Origin of the sequence: Nostoc sp. NMS8 (genome assembly GCF_017115045.1) — a bacterium.
GTDB lineage: Bacteria > Cyanobacteriota > Cyanobacteriia > Cyanobacteriales > Nostocaceae > Nostoc.
The window spans coordinates 99,737-115,827 of sequence record NZ_JABXKK010000099.1; the positions used below are offsets into that span (position 1 = coordinate 99,737).

Below are 16,091 nucleotides of genomic sequence, written 5' to 3' on the forward strand. Positions count from 1 at the left end.
TGTTTTCAGGCGATCGCTATTTGCTACCTTTAGAGTTTCTTTAGAAACTTTCTCGTTATGGCGAATTGGTCAGACTCCTATCTTGGCAAGTTACGACAAGTTGTAGGCGATCGCCTACTTTTATTATTTGGCTCACGTGTGATTATTGAGGATAGCTTGGGGCGGGTTTTGTTGCAAAAGCGGAGTGATTTCAAGCTTTGGGGGCTACCTGGCGGCTGTCCAGAGATAGGCGAATCTGCCGAAGAATGTTCAACACGAGAGGTTTTTGAGGAAACTGGTTTAACAGTTAAGCGTTTTACCGCTGTGGGATTTTCTTCTAACCCAGCCTATGAAACTGTAACCTATCCCAATGGCGATCACGTGCAAAACTTCATTTTGATTTTGCGAGCCGTTGAATGGTCAGGCAGTCTCGCTTGCTTAGATGGAGAATCGCTGGCGCTGGAATTTTTTGATTTGGCGGACTTACCTATATTAATGCCAAACGATCGCCCTGTTTTAGAAAAGTTTCAAGAATACAAGAAAAGCGGCGAATTTCAATTGTTCTAAAAATCTAGTGATTGAGATTTTAAGTAGTACATTGTAGGGTCACATAAATATGTTATTCTACACTTTTTTACATTCCATAAATGACTTTTAAATCAAAAAATACCCGACAATATTGAATAATTTATTTGTTGTAAATCCCGAAAAATGTTAAAATACAGTAACTTGCTAAGTTTACCGTATTTTGTGCAAAAACCTATAAAAAATACTTGATATTATGAATATCAATACCCAGTGGATCAAAACAGATGTACTCGTCATTGGCGGTGGTACAGCAGGAACAATGGCAGGTATCAAGGCAAGACAAGCCAATCCTGATGCAGATGTGCTGATTTTAGAAAAGGCTAACATCCGTCGCAGTGGTGCGATCGCAATGGGTATGGATGGAGTGAATACCGCAGTCATTCCCGGACATTCCACACCCGAACAATACGTGCGCGAAATCACCCTTGCTAATGATGGCATTGTCAACCAAAAAGCTGTTTATCAAACAGGCAAATTAGGTTATGAAGTCATCCAAGAATTAGAAAGTTGGGGTGTGAAATTTCAAAAAGATGCCCAAGGCAACTATGACTTAAAACAAGTGCATCGTGTGGGTAAATATGTCTTACCCATGCCAGAAGGAAAAGACCTCAAAACAATTCTTACCCGACAAGTTAAACGCCACAAAGTCAAAGTTACAAATCGCGTCATGGCAACCCGTGTATTAGTCAAAGCCGGACGTGCTATTGGTGCAGTAGGATTTGATGTCAGAAACGGAGATTATATTGTTATTCAAGCGAAAGCAGTCATCCTGTGTACAGGTGCTTGTGGCAGATTAGGATTACCTGCTTCTGGCTATCTCTACGGCACTTATGAAAATCCTACCAATGCTGGAGATGGCTACTCAATGGCTTATCATGCAGGAGCAGAACTCAGCAACATTGAATGCTTTCAAGTTAATCCTTTAATCAAAGATTACAACGGCCCCGCCTGCGCTTATGTCGCCGGGCCTTTTGGCGCTCATACTGCTAACGCCGAAGGAAATCGCTTCATTAGTTGTGACTATTGGAGTGGTCAAATGATGTTGGAAATCTGGAAAGAATTAAATTCTGGTAAGGGGCCAGTCCAACTCAAAATGACCCATCTTGATGAAGATACAATCGCTGAAATTGAATCTATACTGTGGGCTAATGAACGACCAAGTAGAGAACGTTTTCATCAAGGTAGAAATGAAGATTATCGCACTCATGGCATCGAGATGCACATTTCCGAAATTGGCTTATGTAGTGGTCATAGTGCCTCTGGTGTGTGGGTGAATGAAAACGCTCAAACAACCGTCACAGGTTTATATGCAGCCGGAGACATGGCTAGCGTTCCTCATAATTACATGATTGGGGCATTTGTTTTTGGTCGCATAGCTGGAACTCATGCCATTGAATATATCCAAGATTTAGATTTTATCGAACCAGATACAGATTTTTTAGAAGCTGAAAAATCCAGAATTTATGCACCCTTAACTCGCCCTAATGGTGTACCTCATACTCAGGTAGAATATAAATTAAGACGCTTAGTTAATGATTATCTGCAACCACCCAAATCAGGTAATAAAATCGAGATTGGGCTAAAACATTTTGTGCAATATCAAGAAACATTAGATTTAATGAGCGCTCGTGATCCCCATGAATTGATGCGTAGTCTAGAAGTGCATTTTATTCGTGACTGTGCAGAAATGGCAGCGAGAGCATCATTATATCGTCAAGAGACTCGTTGGGGACTATATCATTACCGCTTAGATTATCCAGAAAAGAATGATGATGAATGGTTTTGTCATGTCAACTTAAAGAAAGATGAATTAGAGCAAATGGTATTGTTTAAGCGTCCTGTAGATCCTTACATTGTGGAAGTAGATGTAGTCAAAGAAGTTTACAATGTTGCTGTTAATTGAGGGACGTTTTAAAAGTTTTGGGTGAATAGAATTCGCTACTACACAAACAAAGTCCACCTCCGTGGACTAATCCAAATCAAGGGTTTTTAACCTGCGAAGGCAGGTTTTGTCTGTGTAGCCGCGATTTTTAATCGCCCAAGTAAGTAGGACTTACGCACTGTAAAAAAAACTATCTTGTGTATTAACGTAAATACGTTGTTTAAGGCTTTTGGCGGTCACTTTTGATTGCTGGCGATCGCCAAAATATGACTGAAAAACCTACCTAGAAGCCTTGAAAACTATACCTCTTATTTTGGCTTTTCTGTCAATGCGTAAGTCCTAGTAAGTATAAATTAGATTTTTAAAACAACCTCTAAGATAACAACAATGGGTTATAAAGCCATAATTTTCGATCTCGATAATACACTGTTGAATTTTGAGCTATGTGAACGCCAAGCTATTCTGGGAGCGCTGGAAGATTGTGCAGTATCTTTAGACTTAAATGGGGTAAGTGAGACTATTTTCCTTCAAGTCTTTGAAACTTATAATTCCCAGTATTGGAGACAGCGAGAAACCTTTTCTCCTAGTGAGTTAATCGAGATGTCTTATCGAAGTACACTTGCTCAATTAGATATACTAACACATCAAATAAGCAATCTTGGTGAAAGTTACTGGCATATTTTTAATCATTCGGGCGTAATGGAACCTGATGTAAATAAAGTGCTAACTGTTCTCGCACGCAGTTATCGTTTGGCTGTCATTACGAACGGGTTTGTATCAGCACAACTACCGAGAATGCAGGCTGCTGGAATTGAGCATTTTTTTGAAGAAGTTGTAGTTTCTGAAGCAATTGGTTTTGCTAAACCATCTCCTGAGATATTCCATTATGCATTATCCAGGTTAAATTTAACCGCAGCACAAGTCCTTTATATAGGAGATTCTCTAAAGCACGATTATACAAGGAGCAACACAAGTCAATATTGATTTTTGCTATTACAACAGAAAAAATCAAAATTTACCACCAGAAGTACAACCAAAGTTCATTATAAGTGAACTCTTAAAATTTTTGGAGTTAGTTAATTAGTGAGAAATAAAAAATAAAATAATCGACATAGTGGAATTGGGCGTTGTTTAATGCAGCAAATTGAGCAGTGGGCTTTTCTAGCTGGATGTGACAATGTTTTGTTAACTTCTAATATTAAACGCAAAGAGGCACACTTGTTTTATGATAAAATTGGCTATACCAATATCAAACAATCATTTACTTTTCAGAAGAAATTGATTTAGTGAAAAATGTGCAGTGCGATCGCTCTATTCTGTATATTGGGTGGAAGGTAGTGTAAGCTAACACGTGATATCGGGAAAACAGAAAATATTCACACTATAATAATCTCTCATTTTATTGGATAAACTCAATTGCTAAACCTATTTTACCGTTTAGCAGTTTCAGTACAAAATCATGGAGTTATTTTATGGCTTTGATCAATCAAAGAATAGATGTTCCTGTCATCGTTGATGAATCAAAATGTTTAGAAAAATGCACAGCCTGTATTGAAGTTTGTCCCTTGGATGTATTGGCGAAAAATCCAGAGACGGGGAAAGCTTATATGAAATATGATGAGTGTTGGTTTTGTCTGCCTTGTGAAAAAGAATGTCCAACGAATGCAATTACTGTACAAATTCCGTTTTTGTTGCGCTAGTTGTGTGCAGTGGTAGAAAAAGTAATTATTTCTAGAGGATTCAAAATGTCTACAAGTAATAATCTGGAATTAAACCAATGGTTGGAAATGTTGCGATCGCCTGACGTAAATGATCGGATAGTAGCTGTCAAAACCTTGCAACATCTAGGCGATGACGAAACAATAGATCCTTTAATCATCGCTTTGAAAGATGAAAATATTACTGTTCAAAAAATAGCGATCGCTGCCCTTTGGGAAATTGCCAATCCTGTTGCCATCCCTGCTTTAATTGAATGCCTCAGTTCAGCAGATACAGATATTCGTACTGAAGCTGCATCAGCATTAAACGAGTTAGTTACACAAGACGAATTGTTACTTTTACTAGATAAGCTTCAAAGTAATGATGTAAATCTTCAATTAAATATTTTGGTGCTTTTGCGGAAGATACATGATATTCAATCTTTGCCATATATTTTGCCATTTTTAGAATCAAAAAATCCTGAGTTAAAAGAAGCAGCAATTACGACACTGCGATATATCAATCAACTAGAAAAATGTCCACAAGCTTTAAATTTAATCTTTGATGAGGAAGCAAGTGTACGTCGTGCTGCTGCTTTAACTTTAGAACATTTACAAGATACAGAAGTGATTACAATCCTTTGTCAAGCACTTACAAATGATAGTGACTGGCAAGTTCGCCGGAATGCAGCTAAATCTCTGACTATTCATGCAAATAATCAAGCGATTTCAGCATTAGCAATAGCCTTAGATGATGAACATTGGCAAGTGAGGAAATCAGCAGCACAAGCTTTGCAAAAAGTTCCAGATATTCAAGTTATGTCGAGATTAATTCAAGCATTAACAGATGAATATGCAGATGTACGGAAAGAAGCTGCGATCGCACTTGGAAATTTAGCTCATCCCGACATTATTAACCCCCTGCAACAAGCCTTAGACGATCCTGACAAAGAAGTATCCATCCAAGCGCAACGGGCAATTCAGAAGATTCAAAGCAATAGTCTCAAGGGAGCAGTAAATAACCAAGAGAAAGGCTTCTCCTAACTATGTCTTACCACCAATCCCCCTTTCAGTATTCGGAACAAGAAGTAAAACCAGATACTAATCCCCATCAGCAAGAAGTCATTCAACTTCTGAAACAGGTTATCGAGCCTACCTTAAAAAATGATATCGTTAGTTTGGGAATGGTGCGAAATCTCCGCATAGTTGATGACTATGTTTACTTGCGTTTATATATTGGTTCCCATCAGCAGCAATTACAGATAGAAATTCAATCTAAATTATCATTTTTAACTTGGTGCAAAAAAACTTATATTCAAATTTGTACAATTCCTGGCGTTAAAATAACCCTAGCAGTTTCTAGCGGCAAAGGTGGTGTGGGTAAATCAACAACAGCCGTAAATATAGCCGCCGCTTTAAAATTACAAGGGGCAAAGGTTGGGCTACTTGATGCTGATATTTATGGCCCTAACGTGCCGCAAATGTTGGGTTTAGGACAAGCTGATATTCAAGTAATTAATACTCCTACAGGTGATAAGTTTTTACCTCTAGAAGTTCAGGGAATTAAACTGATGTCAGTTGGTTTACTTGTAGAAGAAAATCGTCCTTTGGCGTGGCGTGGCCCTGTGTTGCATAAAATTATCACTCAATTTTTGCAAGATGTGGAATGGGGCGAATTAGATTATTTATTAATAGATTTACCTCCCGGTACAGGTGATGCTCAAATCACAATTATCCAAGAAAGCCCTGTTTGTGGAGTGATTCTCGTGACAACTCCTCAGCAAGTAGCGATCGCAGATGTCCGACGTAACATATATATGTTTCGCCAAGTAGGTGTACCCGTGCTTGGGATCGTTGAAAATATGAGCTATTTAATCTGTGGTGATTGTGGCGCACGCACGCCAATTTTTGGCAGTGGTGGCGGCGAACAACTCGCAGCAGAATTACAAGCGCCACTGCTGGGGCAAATTCCTATTGATCCCAATATTTGTAGTGGTGGTGATACTGGAAATCCGATTGCAATCAGCGATAGCACTTCACCTGCAAGTGAGGTTTTTATCCAAATTGCCACTGCGCTAAACGCAACTTTTACCAATTGCAGACAATCTAAATAAAAACTCAGGGAGGATCAAATCTTTAGTTTAGTCGCCTCCAGCAGCTTGACGCTGGCATAAATAGCATCAATATAAGGTGTGGGAATTTGAGTAAGTTTTCCCAATTCTGCCACCGCGCCAACAATAGCGTCTATCTCCGTAGCGCGTCCAGCTTCAATATCTTGTAGCATTGAGGTTTTATGAGCGCCAACATTTTCTGCCCCATTAATTCGCTGTTCTAAAGTGATGCCAAACTTTATACCCAAGTTTTCTGCGATCGCTTGAGTTTCAGTCATCATCTGCCGCGCTAGTTCACGAGTGAGGGGATAGCGACAAATATCCTCTAGAGTCGCACCAGTCAGGGCACTGATGGGATTAAAGGCCACATTTCCCCACAACTTGATCCAGATTTCCGTGCGAATTTGATTGCGGATTGGTGCTTTGAATCCTGCCTGTTTTAAAGTCTGTGCTAATAATTGGATGCGTCCTGTTTTAGTACCGTCAATTTCACCAAGAGTAAAGCGATCGCCTTCAATATGTTTAATTACACCTGGTTCAATTATCTCAGTTGCCGGGTAAACCACACAACCGATGGCACGTTCGGCACCGATACTAGCTTCAATAATCCCATCTGGATCAACAGATTGAATTCGCGTACCTTCATACTCACCGCCATGCTGACGGAAGTACCACCAAGGAACACCATTTTGGGCTGTCACTACCATTGTGTGAGAATTATAGAGTGCAGGTAGAAAAGGTGCGATCGCAGGTACACTATGAGCCTTCACAGTTAAAATTACTATATCCTGTGGCCCTGCTGACTGAATATCGCTAGTTGCCAAAGTCGGAGTAGTAATTTGGCTAGAACCATCTGACATGAGCAACTTCAGCCCATTTTTTTGAATTGCCTCCAAATGAGAACCACGCGCAATCAGCGTTACTGCTTCACCAGCTAGTGCCAGTTTTGCCCCTAAATATCCACCAATTGCACCCGCACCAACAATACAGATTTTCATTTTGTCAAAAGCTTATGAGTCGTGGAAGACAGTATTCAGTTGCTTTTACCTCAAACAGCTATGCTTTGCAGCGCTGACAACAGGTCTTGATGAATAGATTTTGAGGCAGCTACGATCAATCCAGGCAGACTATAGTTTTGACAAGTATGCAGTGGTGGTAAAGTCGAACCGTCGAGAGTAGTCAAAATCCAGCCAGCCTCTTTCGCAATAAAAGCGAGTGCAGCACTATCAATAAATTTGCCCGATTTGATGACTGCTCCACTCAAGTCGCCACTAAGAATACCATTAAGATTGGGAATCTGAATATCACTAGAGTAATCGGTCGCTATATCGATTACTTTATATCGATCTTTTAGTAAATGAGCAATAGAATTCATTCCCCATCCCAACAAAATAGCAGGTTGAGCGGATGTTATATGTAATGGGGCACAGGCTTCTAAGCTCATCTCTAACGTCCCTTTAAAAGCACCTTCACCTCGAAGGGCATAAAAATAAATGTTTTGGGCAGGAGAAATAGCAATTACTGCTTCAAAGTCATCCGAATTTAGAATACTGAGAATAATTTGGTAATTAGAATGTCCATCCATATAAAACTTCGTGCCATCAATCGGGTCGAGTGTGACTAAGTAATCACCTTCTGAACCGAGTTCGGTAGCCCGAAAATACTTGGTATTATTAGAAATTTCATATTCTTCACCATAAAAGCGAATATCTGGGAAAGTGGCCAGTAATACTACTTCTATTAGATTTTGAATAGCCACATCTGCATCAGTAAGGGCGGCAGCAAAAAAGTTTTTTGCTTGTTCTTTAGCAGGAAGTGCAGCAATTTTTGGTTGCAGAAAATTGGCATAGGCTGCTGCTACTTTGAGATGGGGGAGTAAAGTCTCTAAAATTAATCGAGTAGTTGGTGTTGTGGACATTGCAGCAAACTCCTTTTAGAAATAATCTATCGTTGGCAAGACGATAGAATTCTATATCTAGACAAAATTACGGTATCATTTGGATGTAATGATACCATCGTTGCTGCTATATTACTCTAATCTGTATGTCTCAAAGAGCCTATAGAGACATAGCAATCTTTCTTGCAAATTTAAGGGTTTAAATTTCTATCTGAAACTCTCTTCTCTACGAGACGCTGCGCGTAGGCGCGTAGCTTGCTTCCCTGTAGGGGTTTTTCAATTATTATTGATGGTTTTAGGAAACTTTTTCGAGCTTCTTATGAGTTAATTTGAATAGCTTATGACGTTTGAGTACTGAAGATGTGCCCAGAGTGCCAAGGATGAATAAGCTAAAAATAGAAGTGGATTCAGGGATGGTGATGATGCTTGCAGAAAAACGAATGGGTAACTCACTATCTTCCAATCCCAAATTTTCAAAACCTGGTATGATTGGCGGCGCAGAAAAAACCTCTAAATAACCTGGTGTCGGCAAAAAACTCGCGAAAAATGGACTAGAGTAGTTTCCTCCCGAAGTGGAATACCCAAAACCATCCCCTGTTAACTGCTCAGTATTAAGACTAATTAAATTATCAACATTAAAAGGTTCGTTTCCTGGTATTGGAGTTCCGGCAGGTTGCAGACCAGTAATTGTTTCACTATTTCGTGTACCAGTAATTCCAGATATCAGGTAAAAACCCAAATCGTTAGGGGTGTCATTAGTGGTCAGAGTACCGTTTGCTGCTATGCCAGTACCAGAATAATTCCAGTTCCAATTTAAAGCAGAGGCAGTTTGCATTTTCCCGAAAGCTAATCCAGATACGGTGGTGAGGGCTATAGCAGATAGAGCTAGATTTTTCATGGAAGTCTTAGTGCGATCGCGGATCTTCTAGAATTTTCCCATGTATTGTACGGAATCCTCAGAGACTAAAACTTATAGCTCTCTGCGACTGGCTACAAGTGCCACCGGGTGATTTATTCGTGACGGATCATCAACCGCAGCAGCAACTAGATATTGGTGAAGAAATCATGATTTTGCTGTTGGGTGACAAACGGCTTGAGTCGGATACAGCTTATGCGCTAGCCCAAATCGTCAAAGCAACCTACCGTTATTTACTAGAGTGAAGTTGTCCGTCGCCTCAATCACCTATCTAGCTTCCTTTACATTACTTTAGAGACAGTCTCTAAAAACTCAGCTTAATTCTTCTAGTAGAGGAGAGAGCTGATTAAAATGCCTATACTGCAATTACCAAGCAATAGTTTGATAAGCCCCTAGTTAAAGACCTACTAGGAGCTTTTTTTAATTGACTATTTACCTCAATTAGGTTACATATCCAAAAACTCCGTAACGATTAAACTATTCCTTATGGATATTCATAATTAATTCTGATGATAGATTGAGCAAAAAATGGAAATAGTTAATATGTAGTTGTAAGTCAGAAACGTTTACCCAACTAATAACAATGAATATTCTTGCTTGGATTGTTTTAGGTTTAATTGCTGGTGCGATCGCAAAAGCTATCTACCCTGGTCATCAAGGCGGTGGAATTCTCGGAACCATATTGTTAGGAATCATCGGTGCTTTTGTTGGTGGTAGTTTAGGTGTATTCTTCAGTACGGGAACCTTATCTCTAGCAGCTCCTAGTCTCAGCATCCCAGGTATTGCAGTAGCAGTTCTTGGTGCAATTGTTGCAGTTTTCTTGTGGAACTTGTTAACCAACCGCAGTGCTGTATAAATATAAAATTGCGGACAATCAGCAACAAGCATTTAGCAAATTCATTTAATTATTTTTAACTGTGAATTAAATTAAAAAATAGCGCCACCTAATTATAGGTAGGCGTTATTTTTTGTTTTTCTCCCTCTCTACACCCTCATCCTAAAAGTAATTTTTGTTTCTGCACAGGTATTCCTAAAAATTTTATCGAAAGATTAGCGAGCGCTAAGTAGATAATTTTCTTAAAAGTATTAATTAGCTCTAAGCACACTTATGCCAGCTTTTCTTTCAATGTAATCTGCTAAGTTGATAAAATCTTCACGTGGGTAGCATCTTCCGCCAACCAGATCAAACGCTAATCTACTGGCAGGATTTTCTGGGTTCTCGAGTATATGTATACCCCAATAATAAAGTAAATCGCTAGTCCGAATACAAACTTCTTCTGGATCTATACAATGAAATTTATTATCTCTTTTGCTAATTTCTTTATAAGCATTAGAATAGACTTCTTTTAAAAGCCTTAAACGCTTAATGCCAGGATCTTTAAAATTGTTAACTAGCACAAACAAATGAGCTTCATTATTAATTTCACGTATCTCTCTAACAGTTGATTGAATAACTTTACCATGCTTGCTTATTCCTAGTGGATTGAAGGTTGTTGGAATAATACAATAATCTAATCGCTTAACTAGCTCTGGGGGATTACGCTCTAGTGCTGGTGAGCAATCGCAAATTACTATTTGACAGTCACGAGCAGCATCTTCATCCCAATCATTTCCATCAAACACTTGAATAGTTGTACCTACCCCTTTAGGATTGGGAACAAAAACACCATCACCTACTAATTTTTGCAGATTTTGTTCTGGGTCTAAGTCCACAAGTGCCACATTAAACCCTTGCAATGCTAATGCTCCCGCTAAATGCCCTGCTACAGTTGTTTTTCCTACTCCGCCTTTACAGGTAAAAACTCCAAAATAAACTTTTTTTGGTTTAGTTTCTTCATGAGGTTCAGGATTATCTCTGCCACCAATGACGGAATCACCATCAATCCCAACCAGCTTATTTTCATGGGCAATACCACAGCGAATTTTAGTATCTTTACCCCAGGTTCTCATTAATGCCAATGCTGGGCCGCTAAATCCTTTTGTGGTTATGAACCAACCAAAATTAAATTTTTTGCCTTCGTCAGAATCTAAAAAATCAGCAAATTTTAAAAGCTGCGGCGCTGCTACATTACTTTTTAGCCATTTAACCTGAACAGCACCAATTATATTTCCTTTTTTGACCACTAAATCATAGCCAGGTTGATTGGTCTTTGCAGTTTCAACTGTCCAATCTGCTTTATGAATCAGTTTTGCTACATGCTGCTCAAAGTGGGTAAAATCCTGGATGAACTGTGGCTCTAATAGTGATGACATAAACAGCTTTAAGTGTTTTTGCTCAATCTGGTAGTGTGTAATACAGTATACTATACAAAAACAAACTCTAACCCTAGAGTTGATTGATATACGTAATATCAATTATTTTTATTCATAATCTCAGGGTTGAATCCATATACCCTCTCTGTCAAAGAAAGATAGTGTACTCGACATAAATTGACAGCAAAGTTACGTCTGATTTGAGTAAGTATAAATACGCTAGAACCTAGAGCTTTCATAAAATTTTCAATAAGTTGCATTGGTCGCTGCACACAAACCGACAATGTTTAGTTAAGCTGTAAGCGCTATGATTGAAGTTTATTAAACGTCTTATGCACTGGTTGTTATCTGGGCCGTTGAGTACAGAGGAATTAACGGTTAACATTGCAGGGTTGCCTGCATCGTTACAGGGTAAGAAGGTAGTGCAATTGTCAGATTTTCACTACGATGGTTTGCGGCTGTCGGAGGATATGCTAGAAAAAGCGATCGCAGTTACTAACGAAGTTGAACCAGATTTAATTTTATTAACTGGTGACTACGTAACTGACGATCCGACACCGATTTATCAACTGATACTTCGACTCAAACATCTGCAAAGTCGCAATGGTATCTATGCTATTCTTGGCAATCACGATATATATCACAAACAAGCCCAAGCAGAAGTTACAAAAGCCCTTACTAGCATTGGCATTCACGTCCTTTGGAACGAAATTGCCTATCCACTAGGAAAAGAATTGCCACTCGTTGGACTGGCAGATAGTTGGTCACGGGAATTTCACCCCGCACCAGTTATGAACCAGCTAAATCCCGACACACCCTGCATCGTTTTATCCCACAACCCAGATACGGCAGAGATATTACAAGCATGGCGAGTCGATTTACAATTATCTGGACATACTCACGGCGGTCAAATCGTGATTCCTGGTATTGGCCCTGCGGCGTTACTTTACGAAAAGCTTGCAAAAAAAATACCCAGAAAAATCCGGCGTTTAATGCCATTTTTGGAAGTAAATGTTTCTGTAGTCAACCATTGGGAATGGGCGCAAGGTTTCCATCGGCTAGGAAAAAATCAGCTATATGTCAATCGTGGTTTGGGAACTTACCTCCCAGGACGCTTATTTTGCCGCCCAGAAGTTACTATAATCACCCTACAAGGTGAGTAGGTAATTCAAAATTCAAAATAAAAGAACGCAATCGCAGCAGGTATTCTAGGCTAATAATACTTAGTTTGATTGCATATTTTGAATCAATGAATCAATTGTATCTGGAATAGATGACATAAATTATTGCATTTTATCAAGTTACATTTTGATTTTTGGTAAGCTGTAAGCGCTGGTATGAGGAGTATCGGTTGACTTATGCATTGGTTATTTACAGGACATTTAAGAGTAGATAAAATAACGGTTAAGATTGCAGAACTTCCAGCATCTTTACAAGGTACAACGTTAGTACAGTTGTCAGATTTTCACTATGATGGTTTGCGACTGTCGGAAGATATGTTAGAAAAAGCGATCGCACTTACTAACGAAGCTGAACCAGATTTAATTTTATTAACTGGTGACTACGTAACTGACGATCCCGCACCAATTCACCAACTGGTGCTTCGACTCAAACATTTGCAAAGTCGCTGTGGTATTTACGCCGTACTTGGGAACCACGATATCTATTACAGCCACTCCAAAGTAGAAGTTACACAGGCGTTAACTAGTATTGGGGTGCATGTACTTTGGAATGAAATTGCCTATCCACTAGGAAAAGAATTACCATTCGTCGGACTGGCTGATTATTGGTCACGGGAATTTTACCCCGCACCAGTCATGAATCAACTAGATTCTGTGACACCACGCATCGTTTTATCTCATAACCCAGATACAGCTAAGATATTGCAACAATGGCGCGTAGATTTGCAACTATCTGGTCATACCCACGGTGGTCACATCGTAATTCCGGGTATTGGCCCTCTAGTATTTTATTACAAAAAGCTACTTAAACAAATTCCTAAAAAATTGCGGCGTTGGATAACATTTTTTCTGGGAGACTGTTCTAAAGTAGTGCGATATTGGGAGTGGGCGCAAGGGTTTCACAAGGTAGAAGAAAATCAACTATATGTCAATCGTGGTTTAGGAACTTACCGCCCAGGACGTTTATTTTGTCCGCCAGAAGTGACTGTAATTACCTTAATTAGTGATTAGTTATTGGTCATTGGTCATTAGTCATTAGTCATTAGTTATTGGTCTAAATAAATTACTAATGACAAAGGACAGCCTTTGCTGGTCAGAGTCCAATTTAAATGCATAACACTCAAAGCAGAAACCGCCTGAAGCTACGATAGATAAATGTCAGCAGCTTGGGGCGGTTTCTTGAAGATTGGAGAATTCAGGAGTAACTAATTTAAAATTTGGTGGACAGTATTCGCAATCGCTAAACTCAGAATTGCACATCCTAACATTTCAACTAGGCAGGCATTTTCTGGCAGTGCGTTTTAAAACCTCCAAAACAATTCATTGAACTTAAGGCAAAATACATTCAATGGATGCCACAACTTCGGAGCGATGTCTACGACGGGCTATGCCTACGCGAGAACATTAGAACAGGAGGCACAGGCTCTAACTTGAAAGTTTTGTTTAACTTTTAACCTGTTTGTACCTTGGTCTTAATCTAGCATTGTGTTTGTTTAGCTACAACACACATTTACTAAACTTGATTACCATTAATTTATCGCAATAATTCCGAAATATTGGTTAAGAATTATCCCACTTGTTATGTATTGGCATGAATACCGACATTATCAAGTGGGCTAAAAGTTCAGAAACCGTTATTGACCAGAACTACCTGTAGTCGCATTACCTGCGGTAGAAGAATCGCTATTAGATTTACTGTTTGATTGGTCTACTCCTTGAGGTGGAGTGGTTTTAGAGCTATCACTCTTTGTACCTGAACTATCGTTCTGTGAAGCCGGAGTATTAGTAGTTGGACTCGTCGCCGGACTTTGTGCCGCTTTCGGGGTTGACTGAGTTACAGAAGGTGCTTTTTCTGCCGCAGGCTGTTGGGGTGGAATAGTAATGTTAATATTCGGTTGGCGAGGTGCAGATGGAGGCACAGCCTGCTGTTGTGGAACAGGAACAGGAACAGCAACAGGTACAGGTACTTCCCTAGTTCTTTCAATTATCGTCGTTGGTGGTTGAGGAGATGCACTGGGCGTTGGATTACTCTTACTCGGTACAGGAACCACTACCGGCACAGCATTGTTAACCGCAGCATTATTCTGCTGGTTGAAGTACCAAACCCCACCTATAACCAAACCAAGCACGGAAGTAATGATAATACCCAACAGCAAACCACCACTAGCATTGTTTTCATCACGCTGGGCTAAATCTGCTTGCTGATTGCTACGCTCAACATTTCGACCATGTACGTAACCGTTAGTGTAAGAGTTGGGATTAGTTGTATTGTTCTTAACTGTTTCAGTGGTTTGTGTGAAATTGGTCTGAGTATTGCCATTAATATCAGTGTAAGATTCTTGCCTAACTTCACTGTTTTTGCTTTCGCTTTCATTGGGAATAGACATTGATTTCACTCCTCAAATAGGATATTGACAAACTAAAGCTTTCTAAAAACAAGAGGTTTTAATGAATTGAAAATATATGTTGCTGATAAATATTGAGTTTTATTTGCTACTCAACTGTTGGTAATCTCAGAATAACCTCTGTCCTGAAACAAGTGGCTCTATCTCCAGAGAGTTAATACTCAATCAAGAGAAAGAGTATCCCAAAGATGGATGTTATTAAACTGTCAATTAATGGATTGCTCAAAAAATCTAGCAATTTGCTTCAATTCTCTAAATTTTTAATTTGTTGTTAGATATCGCATCGCCAAAGCTTGATGGTCATGTCTCGGCTAACCAAAGTTTTGCTATCAGGGCTGAAAGCGACAGAGTTAACCCAATCGGAATGGTCATTCAAAGTGTAAAGTTCTTGTCCAGTGCTAACGTGCCACAGCTTTACAGTATGATCTGCACTACCACTAACAAGATGCTGACCATCTGAGCTAAAAGCGATCGCTCATACTATGAAATCAGCAGCAAATCTAACTATATTTAGTATTATCGAGTATAAATATTAACTAACTCCAGGCATAGTGCTGCTATCTCCAACGCCGATTTAATCGCAGTAAACTTTTTATCCTCTGACAAAATCTTTTTAGCAAAGGTCTAGGTTTTGATACATATCTAGGCGATCGCGATACACGCGCAGCACCCGGATTTCTTAATTCTTCTATTTGTGCAGCTTTATTTAAATCAGAAGCGGCTCTATATTCGTATCCCAGTTGAGAACAAACTAGCCCCCGATACTTATATGCTTCAACATAGTAAGGATTGAGACGAATTGCGTGGGTAAAATCTGCGATCGCATCTTCATATCTTCCTTGAGTAGCATTCTCTACCCCTAAAGTGTAGAAAGTTTCTGCATCCCAACGATTGACAGATATTTTTGGGGGATTTTTAGGCGAAGATGAAGAGGGATTTTCAGGAATGGGAGGCTCAGATGGACTTTCCGATTTGAGCTTGTTGTAAGCTGCATTGATTAATTTAATTTTTTCTTCAGCTTCCTGCTTTTGCTTTTGGTCAACAAAGCGATCGGGATGCCAAATTTTTACCAGTTTACGGTAAGTTCGCTTTACCTGTGCTTGAGAGGCGCCGGATTCTAGCCCAAGAATTTCATAAGCATCATTGATATCGAAGCAATCGCGCATACTGAAAAAATCGGCA

At 39.4% G+C, this 16,091-nt stretch carries 18 protein-coding genes; 11 read left to right on the top strand and 7 right to left on the bottom strand.

The genetic code is table 11. From position 1 onward, the window contains the following. Positions 1 to 57 precede the first annotated feature (57 nt). From HWQ39_RS24875 to HWQ39_RS24905, 7 genes are all read left to right on the top strand, one after another. Entirely contained in the window at positions 58 to 546 is a 489-nt protein-coding gene (locus HWQ39_RS24875) for an NUDIX domain-containing protein (protein WP_292851027.1), read from the top strand. 214 nt (positions 547 to 760) lie between these two features. Continuing rightward, entirely contained in the window at positions 761 to 2,470 is a 1,710-nt protein-coding gene (locus HWQ39_RS24880; RefSeq protein ID WP_292851030.1) for a fumarate reductase/succinate dehydrogenase flavoprotein subunit, read from the top strand. A gap of 366 nt (positions 2,471 to 2,836) precedes the next feature. Further along, positions 2,837 to 3,433, top strand: coding sequence for an HAD family hydrolase (locus HWQ39_RS24885; RefSeq protein WP_292851033.1), 597 nt, complete (start codon positions 2,837 to 2,839; stop codon positions 3,431 to 3,433). Between the two features lie 135 nt (positions 3,434 to 3,568). Beyond that, the gene (locus HWQ39_RS24890; RefSeq protein ID WP_292851113.1) at positions 3,569 to 3,736 is read left to right on the top strand and encodes an acetyltransferase; all 168 of its coding nucleotides are present in this window, start codon (positions 3,569 to 3,571) and stop codon (positions 3,734 to 3,736) included. Positions 3,737 to 3,921: 185 nt separating this feature from the next. Then, a complete protein-coding gene (locus HWQ39_RS24895; protein WP_012408944.1) occupies positions 3,922 to 4,149 on the top strand; it encodes a ferredoxin family protein in 228 nt (75 codons plus the stop codon). A 45-nt stretch (positions 4,150 to 4,194) separates the two neighbouring features. Further along, positions 4,195 to 5,190 carry a HEAT repeat domain-containing protein gene (locus tag HWQ39_RS24900; RefSeq protein WP_292851036.1) on the top strand — a complete coding sequence of 332 codons (996 nt, stop codon included), beginning with the start codon at positions 4,195 to 4,197 and terminating at the stop codon, positions 5,188 to 5,190. 2 nt (positions 5,191 to 5,192) lie between these two features. Beyond that, positions 5,193 to 6,260, top strand: coding sequence for an Mrp/NBP35 family ATP-binding protein (locus tag HWQ39_RS24905; protein WP_292851039.1), 1,068 nt, complete (start codon positions 5,193 to 5,195; stop codon positions 6,258 to 6,260). A gap of 14 nt (positions 6,261 to 6,274) precedes the next feature. Here HWQ39_RS24905 and HWQ39_RS24910 read toward each other — a convergent pair whose 3' ends face one another. From HWQ39_RS24910 to HWQ39_RS24920, 3 genes are all read right to left on the bottom strand, one after another. Continuing rightward, entirely contained in the window at positions 6,275 to 7,255 is a 981-nt protein-coding gene (locus HWQ39_RS24910; protein WP_292851042.1) for a 2-dehydropantoate 2-reductase, read from the bottom strand. Between the two features lie 50 nt (positions 7,256 to 7,305). Continuing rightward, a complete protein-coding gene (locus HWQ39_RS24915) occupies positions 7,306 to 8,175 on the bottom strand; it encodes an inositol monophosphatase family protein (protein WP_292851045.1) in 870 nt (289 codons plus the stop codon). A 274-nt stretch (positions 8,176 to 8,449) separates the two neighbouring features. After that, a complete protein-coding gene (locus HWQ39_RS24920) occupies positions 8,450 to 9,052 on the bottom strand; it encodes a PEP-CTERM sorting domain-containing protein (protein ID WP_292851048.1) in 603 nt (200 codons plus the stop codon). A gap of 119 nt (positions 9,053 to 9,171) precedes the next feature. On the opposite strand from HWQ39_RS24920, the gene HWQ39_RS24925 reads away from it, so the two are divergent. Continuing rightward, positions 9,172 to 9,315: a hypothetical protein gene (locus HWQ39_RS24925; protein WP_292851050.1), complete on the top strand. Its 144-nt coding sequence runs from the start codon at positions 9,172 to 9,174 to the stop codon at positions 9,313 to 9,315. A gap of 338 nt (positions 9,316 to 9,653) precedes the next feature. Further along, entirely contained in the window at positions 9,654 to 9,926 is a 273-nt protein-coding gene (locus HWQ39_RS24930; protein ID WP_185584679.1) for a GlsB/YeaQ/YmgE family stress response membrane protein, read from the top strand. A gap of 230 nt (positions 9,927 to 10,156) precedes the next feature. On the opposite strand, the gene HWQ39_RS24935 is transcribed toward HWQ39_RS24930, so the two are convergent. Continuing rightward, positions 10,157 to 11,323 (bottom strand): AAA family ATPase, encoded by a 1,167-nt coding sequence (locus HWQ39_RS24935; protein WP_292851052.1) that lies wholly within the window; start codon positions 11,321 to 11,323, stop codon positions 10,157 to 10,159. 332 nt (positions 11,324 to 11,655) lie between these two features. On the opposite strand from HWQ39_RS24935, the gene HWQ39_RS24940 reads away from it, so the two are divergent. After that, on the top strand, positions 11,656 to 12,486 hold the full coding sequence (locus HWQ39_RS24940) for a metallophosphoesterase (RefSeq protein ID WP_292851055.1): 831 nt from the start codon (positions 11,656 to 11,658) through the stop codon (positions 12,484 to 12,486). A 195-nt stretch (positions 12,487 to 12,681) separates the two neighbouring features. After that, positions 12,682 to 13,515: a metallophosphoesterase gene (locus HWQ39_RS24945; protein WP_292851059.1), complete on the top strand. Its 834-nt coding sequence runs from the start codon at positions 12,682 to 12,684 to the stop codon at positions 13,513 to 13,515. A gap of 623 nt (positions 13,516 to 14,138) precedes the next feature. On the opposite strand, the gene HWQ39_RS24950 is transcribed toward HWQ39_RS24945, so the two are convergent. From HWQ39_RS24950 to HWQ39_RS24960, 3 genes are all read right to left on the bottom strand, one after another. Then, on the bottom strand, positions 14,139 to 14,891 hold the full coding sequence (locus HWQ39_RS24950) for a hypothetical protein (RefSeq protein ID WP_292851062.1): 753 nt from the start codon (positions 14,889 to 14,891) through the stop codon (positions 14,139 to 14,141). A gap of 289 nt (positions 14,892 to 15,180) precedes the next feature. Beyond that, positions 15,181 to 15,381 (bottom strand): hypothetical protein, encoded by a 201-nt coding sequence (locus HWQ39_RS34470; protein ID WP_366932299.1) that lies wholly within the window; start codon positions 15,379 to 15,381, stop codon positions 15,181 to 15,183. A gap of 85 nt (positions 15,382 to 15,466) precedes the next feature. Next, positions 15,467 to 16,075 carry a DnaJ domain-containing protein gene (locus HWQ39_RS24960; RefSeq protein ID WP_292851068.1) on the bottom strand — a complete coding sequence of 203 codons (609 nt, stop codon included), beginning with the start codon at positions 16,073 to 16,075 and terminating at the stop codon, positions 15,467 to 15,469. Positions 16,076 to 16,091: the final 16 nt, after the last annotated feature.

Coding starts and splice junctions, on each gene's coding strand:
- HWQ39_RS24875 (WP_292851027.1), top strand. CDS start 58: ATGGCGAATTGGTCAGACTCCTATCTTGGCAAGTTACGACAAGTTGTA.
- HWQ39_RS24880 (WP_292851030.1), top strand. CDS start 761: ATGAATATCAATACCCAGTGGATCAAAACAGATGTACTCGTCATTGGC.
- HWQ39_RS24885 (WP_292851033.1), top strand. CDS start 2,837: ATGGGTTATAAAGCCATAATTTTCGATCTCGATAATACACTGTTGAAT.
- HWQ39_RS24895 (WP_012408944.1), top strand. CDS start 3,922: ATGGCTTTGATCAATCAAAGAATAGATGTTCCTGTCATCGTTGATGAA.
- HWQ39_RS24900 (WP_292851036.1), top strand. CDS start 4,195: ATGTCTACAAGTAATAATCTGGAATTAAACCAATGGTTGGAAATGTTG.
- HWQ39_RS24905 (WP_292851039.1), top strand. CDS start 5,193: ATGTCTTACCACCAATCCCCCTTTCAGTATTCGGAACAAGAAGTAAAA.
- HWQ39_RS24910 (WP_292851042.1), bottom strand. CDS start 7,255: ATGAAAATCTGTATTGTTGGTGCGGGTGCAATTGGTGGATATTTAGGG.
- HWQ39_RS24915 (WP_292851045.1), bottom strand. CDS start 8,175: ATGTCCACAACACCAACTACTCGATTAATTTTAGAGACTTTACTCCCC.
- HWQ39_RS24920 (WP_292851048.1), bottom strand. CDS start 9,052: ATGAAAAATCTAGCTCTATCTGCTATAGCCCTCACCACCGTATCTGGA.
- HWQ39_RS24930 (WP_185584679.1), top strand. CDS start 9,654: ATGAATATTCTTGCTTGGATTGTTTTAGGTTTAATTGCTGGTGCGATC.
- HWQ39_RS24935 (WP_292851052.1), bottom strand. CDS start 11,323: ATGTCATCACTATTAGAGCCACAGTTCATCCAGGATTTTACCCACTTT.
- HWQ39_RS24940 (WP_292851055.1), top strand. CDS start 11,656: ATGCACTGGTTGTTATCTGGGCCGTTGAGTACAGAGGAATTAACGGTT.
- HWQ39_RS24945 (WP_292851059.1), top strand. CDS start 12,682: ATGCATTGGTTATTTACAGGACATTTAAGAGTAGATAAAATAACGGTT.
- HWQ39_RS24950 (WP_292851062.1), bottom strand. CDS start 14,891: ATGTCTATTCCCAATGAAAGCGAAAGCAAAAACAGTGAAGTTAGGCAA.
- HWQ39_RS24960 (WP_292851068.1), bottom strand. CDS start 16,075: ATGCGCGATTGCTTCGATATCAATGATGCTTATGAAATTCTTGGGCTA.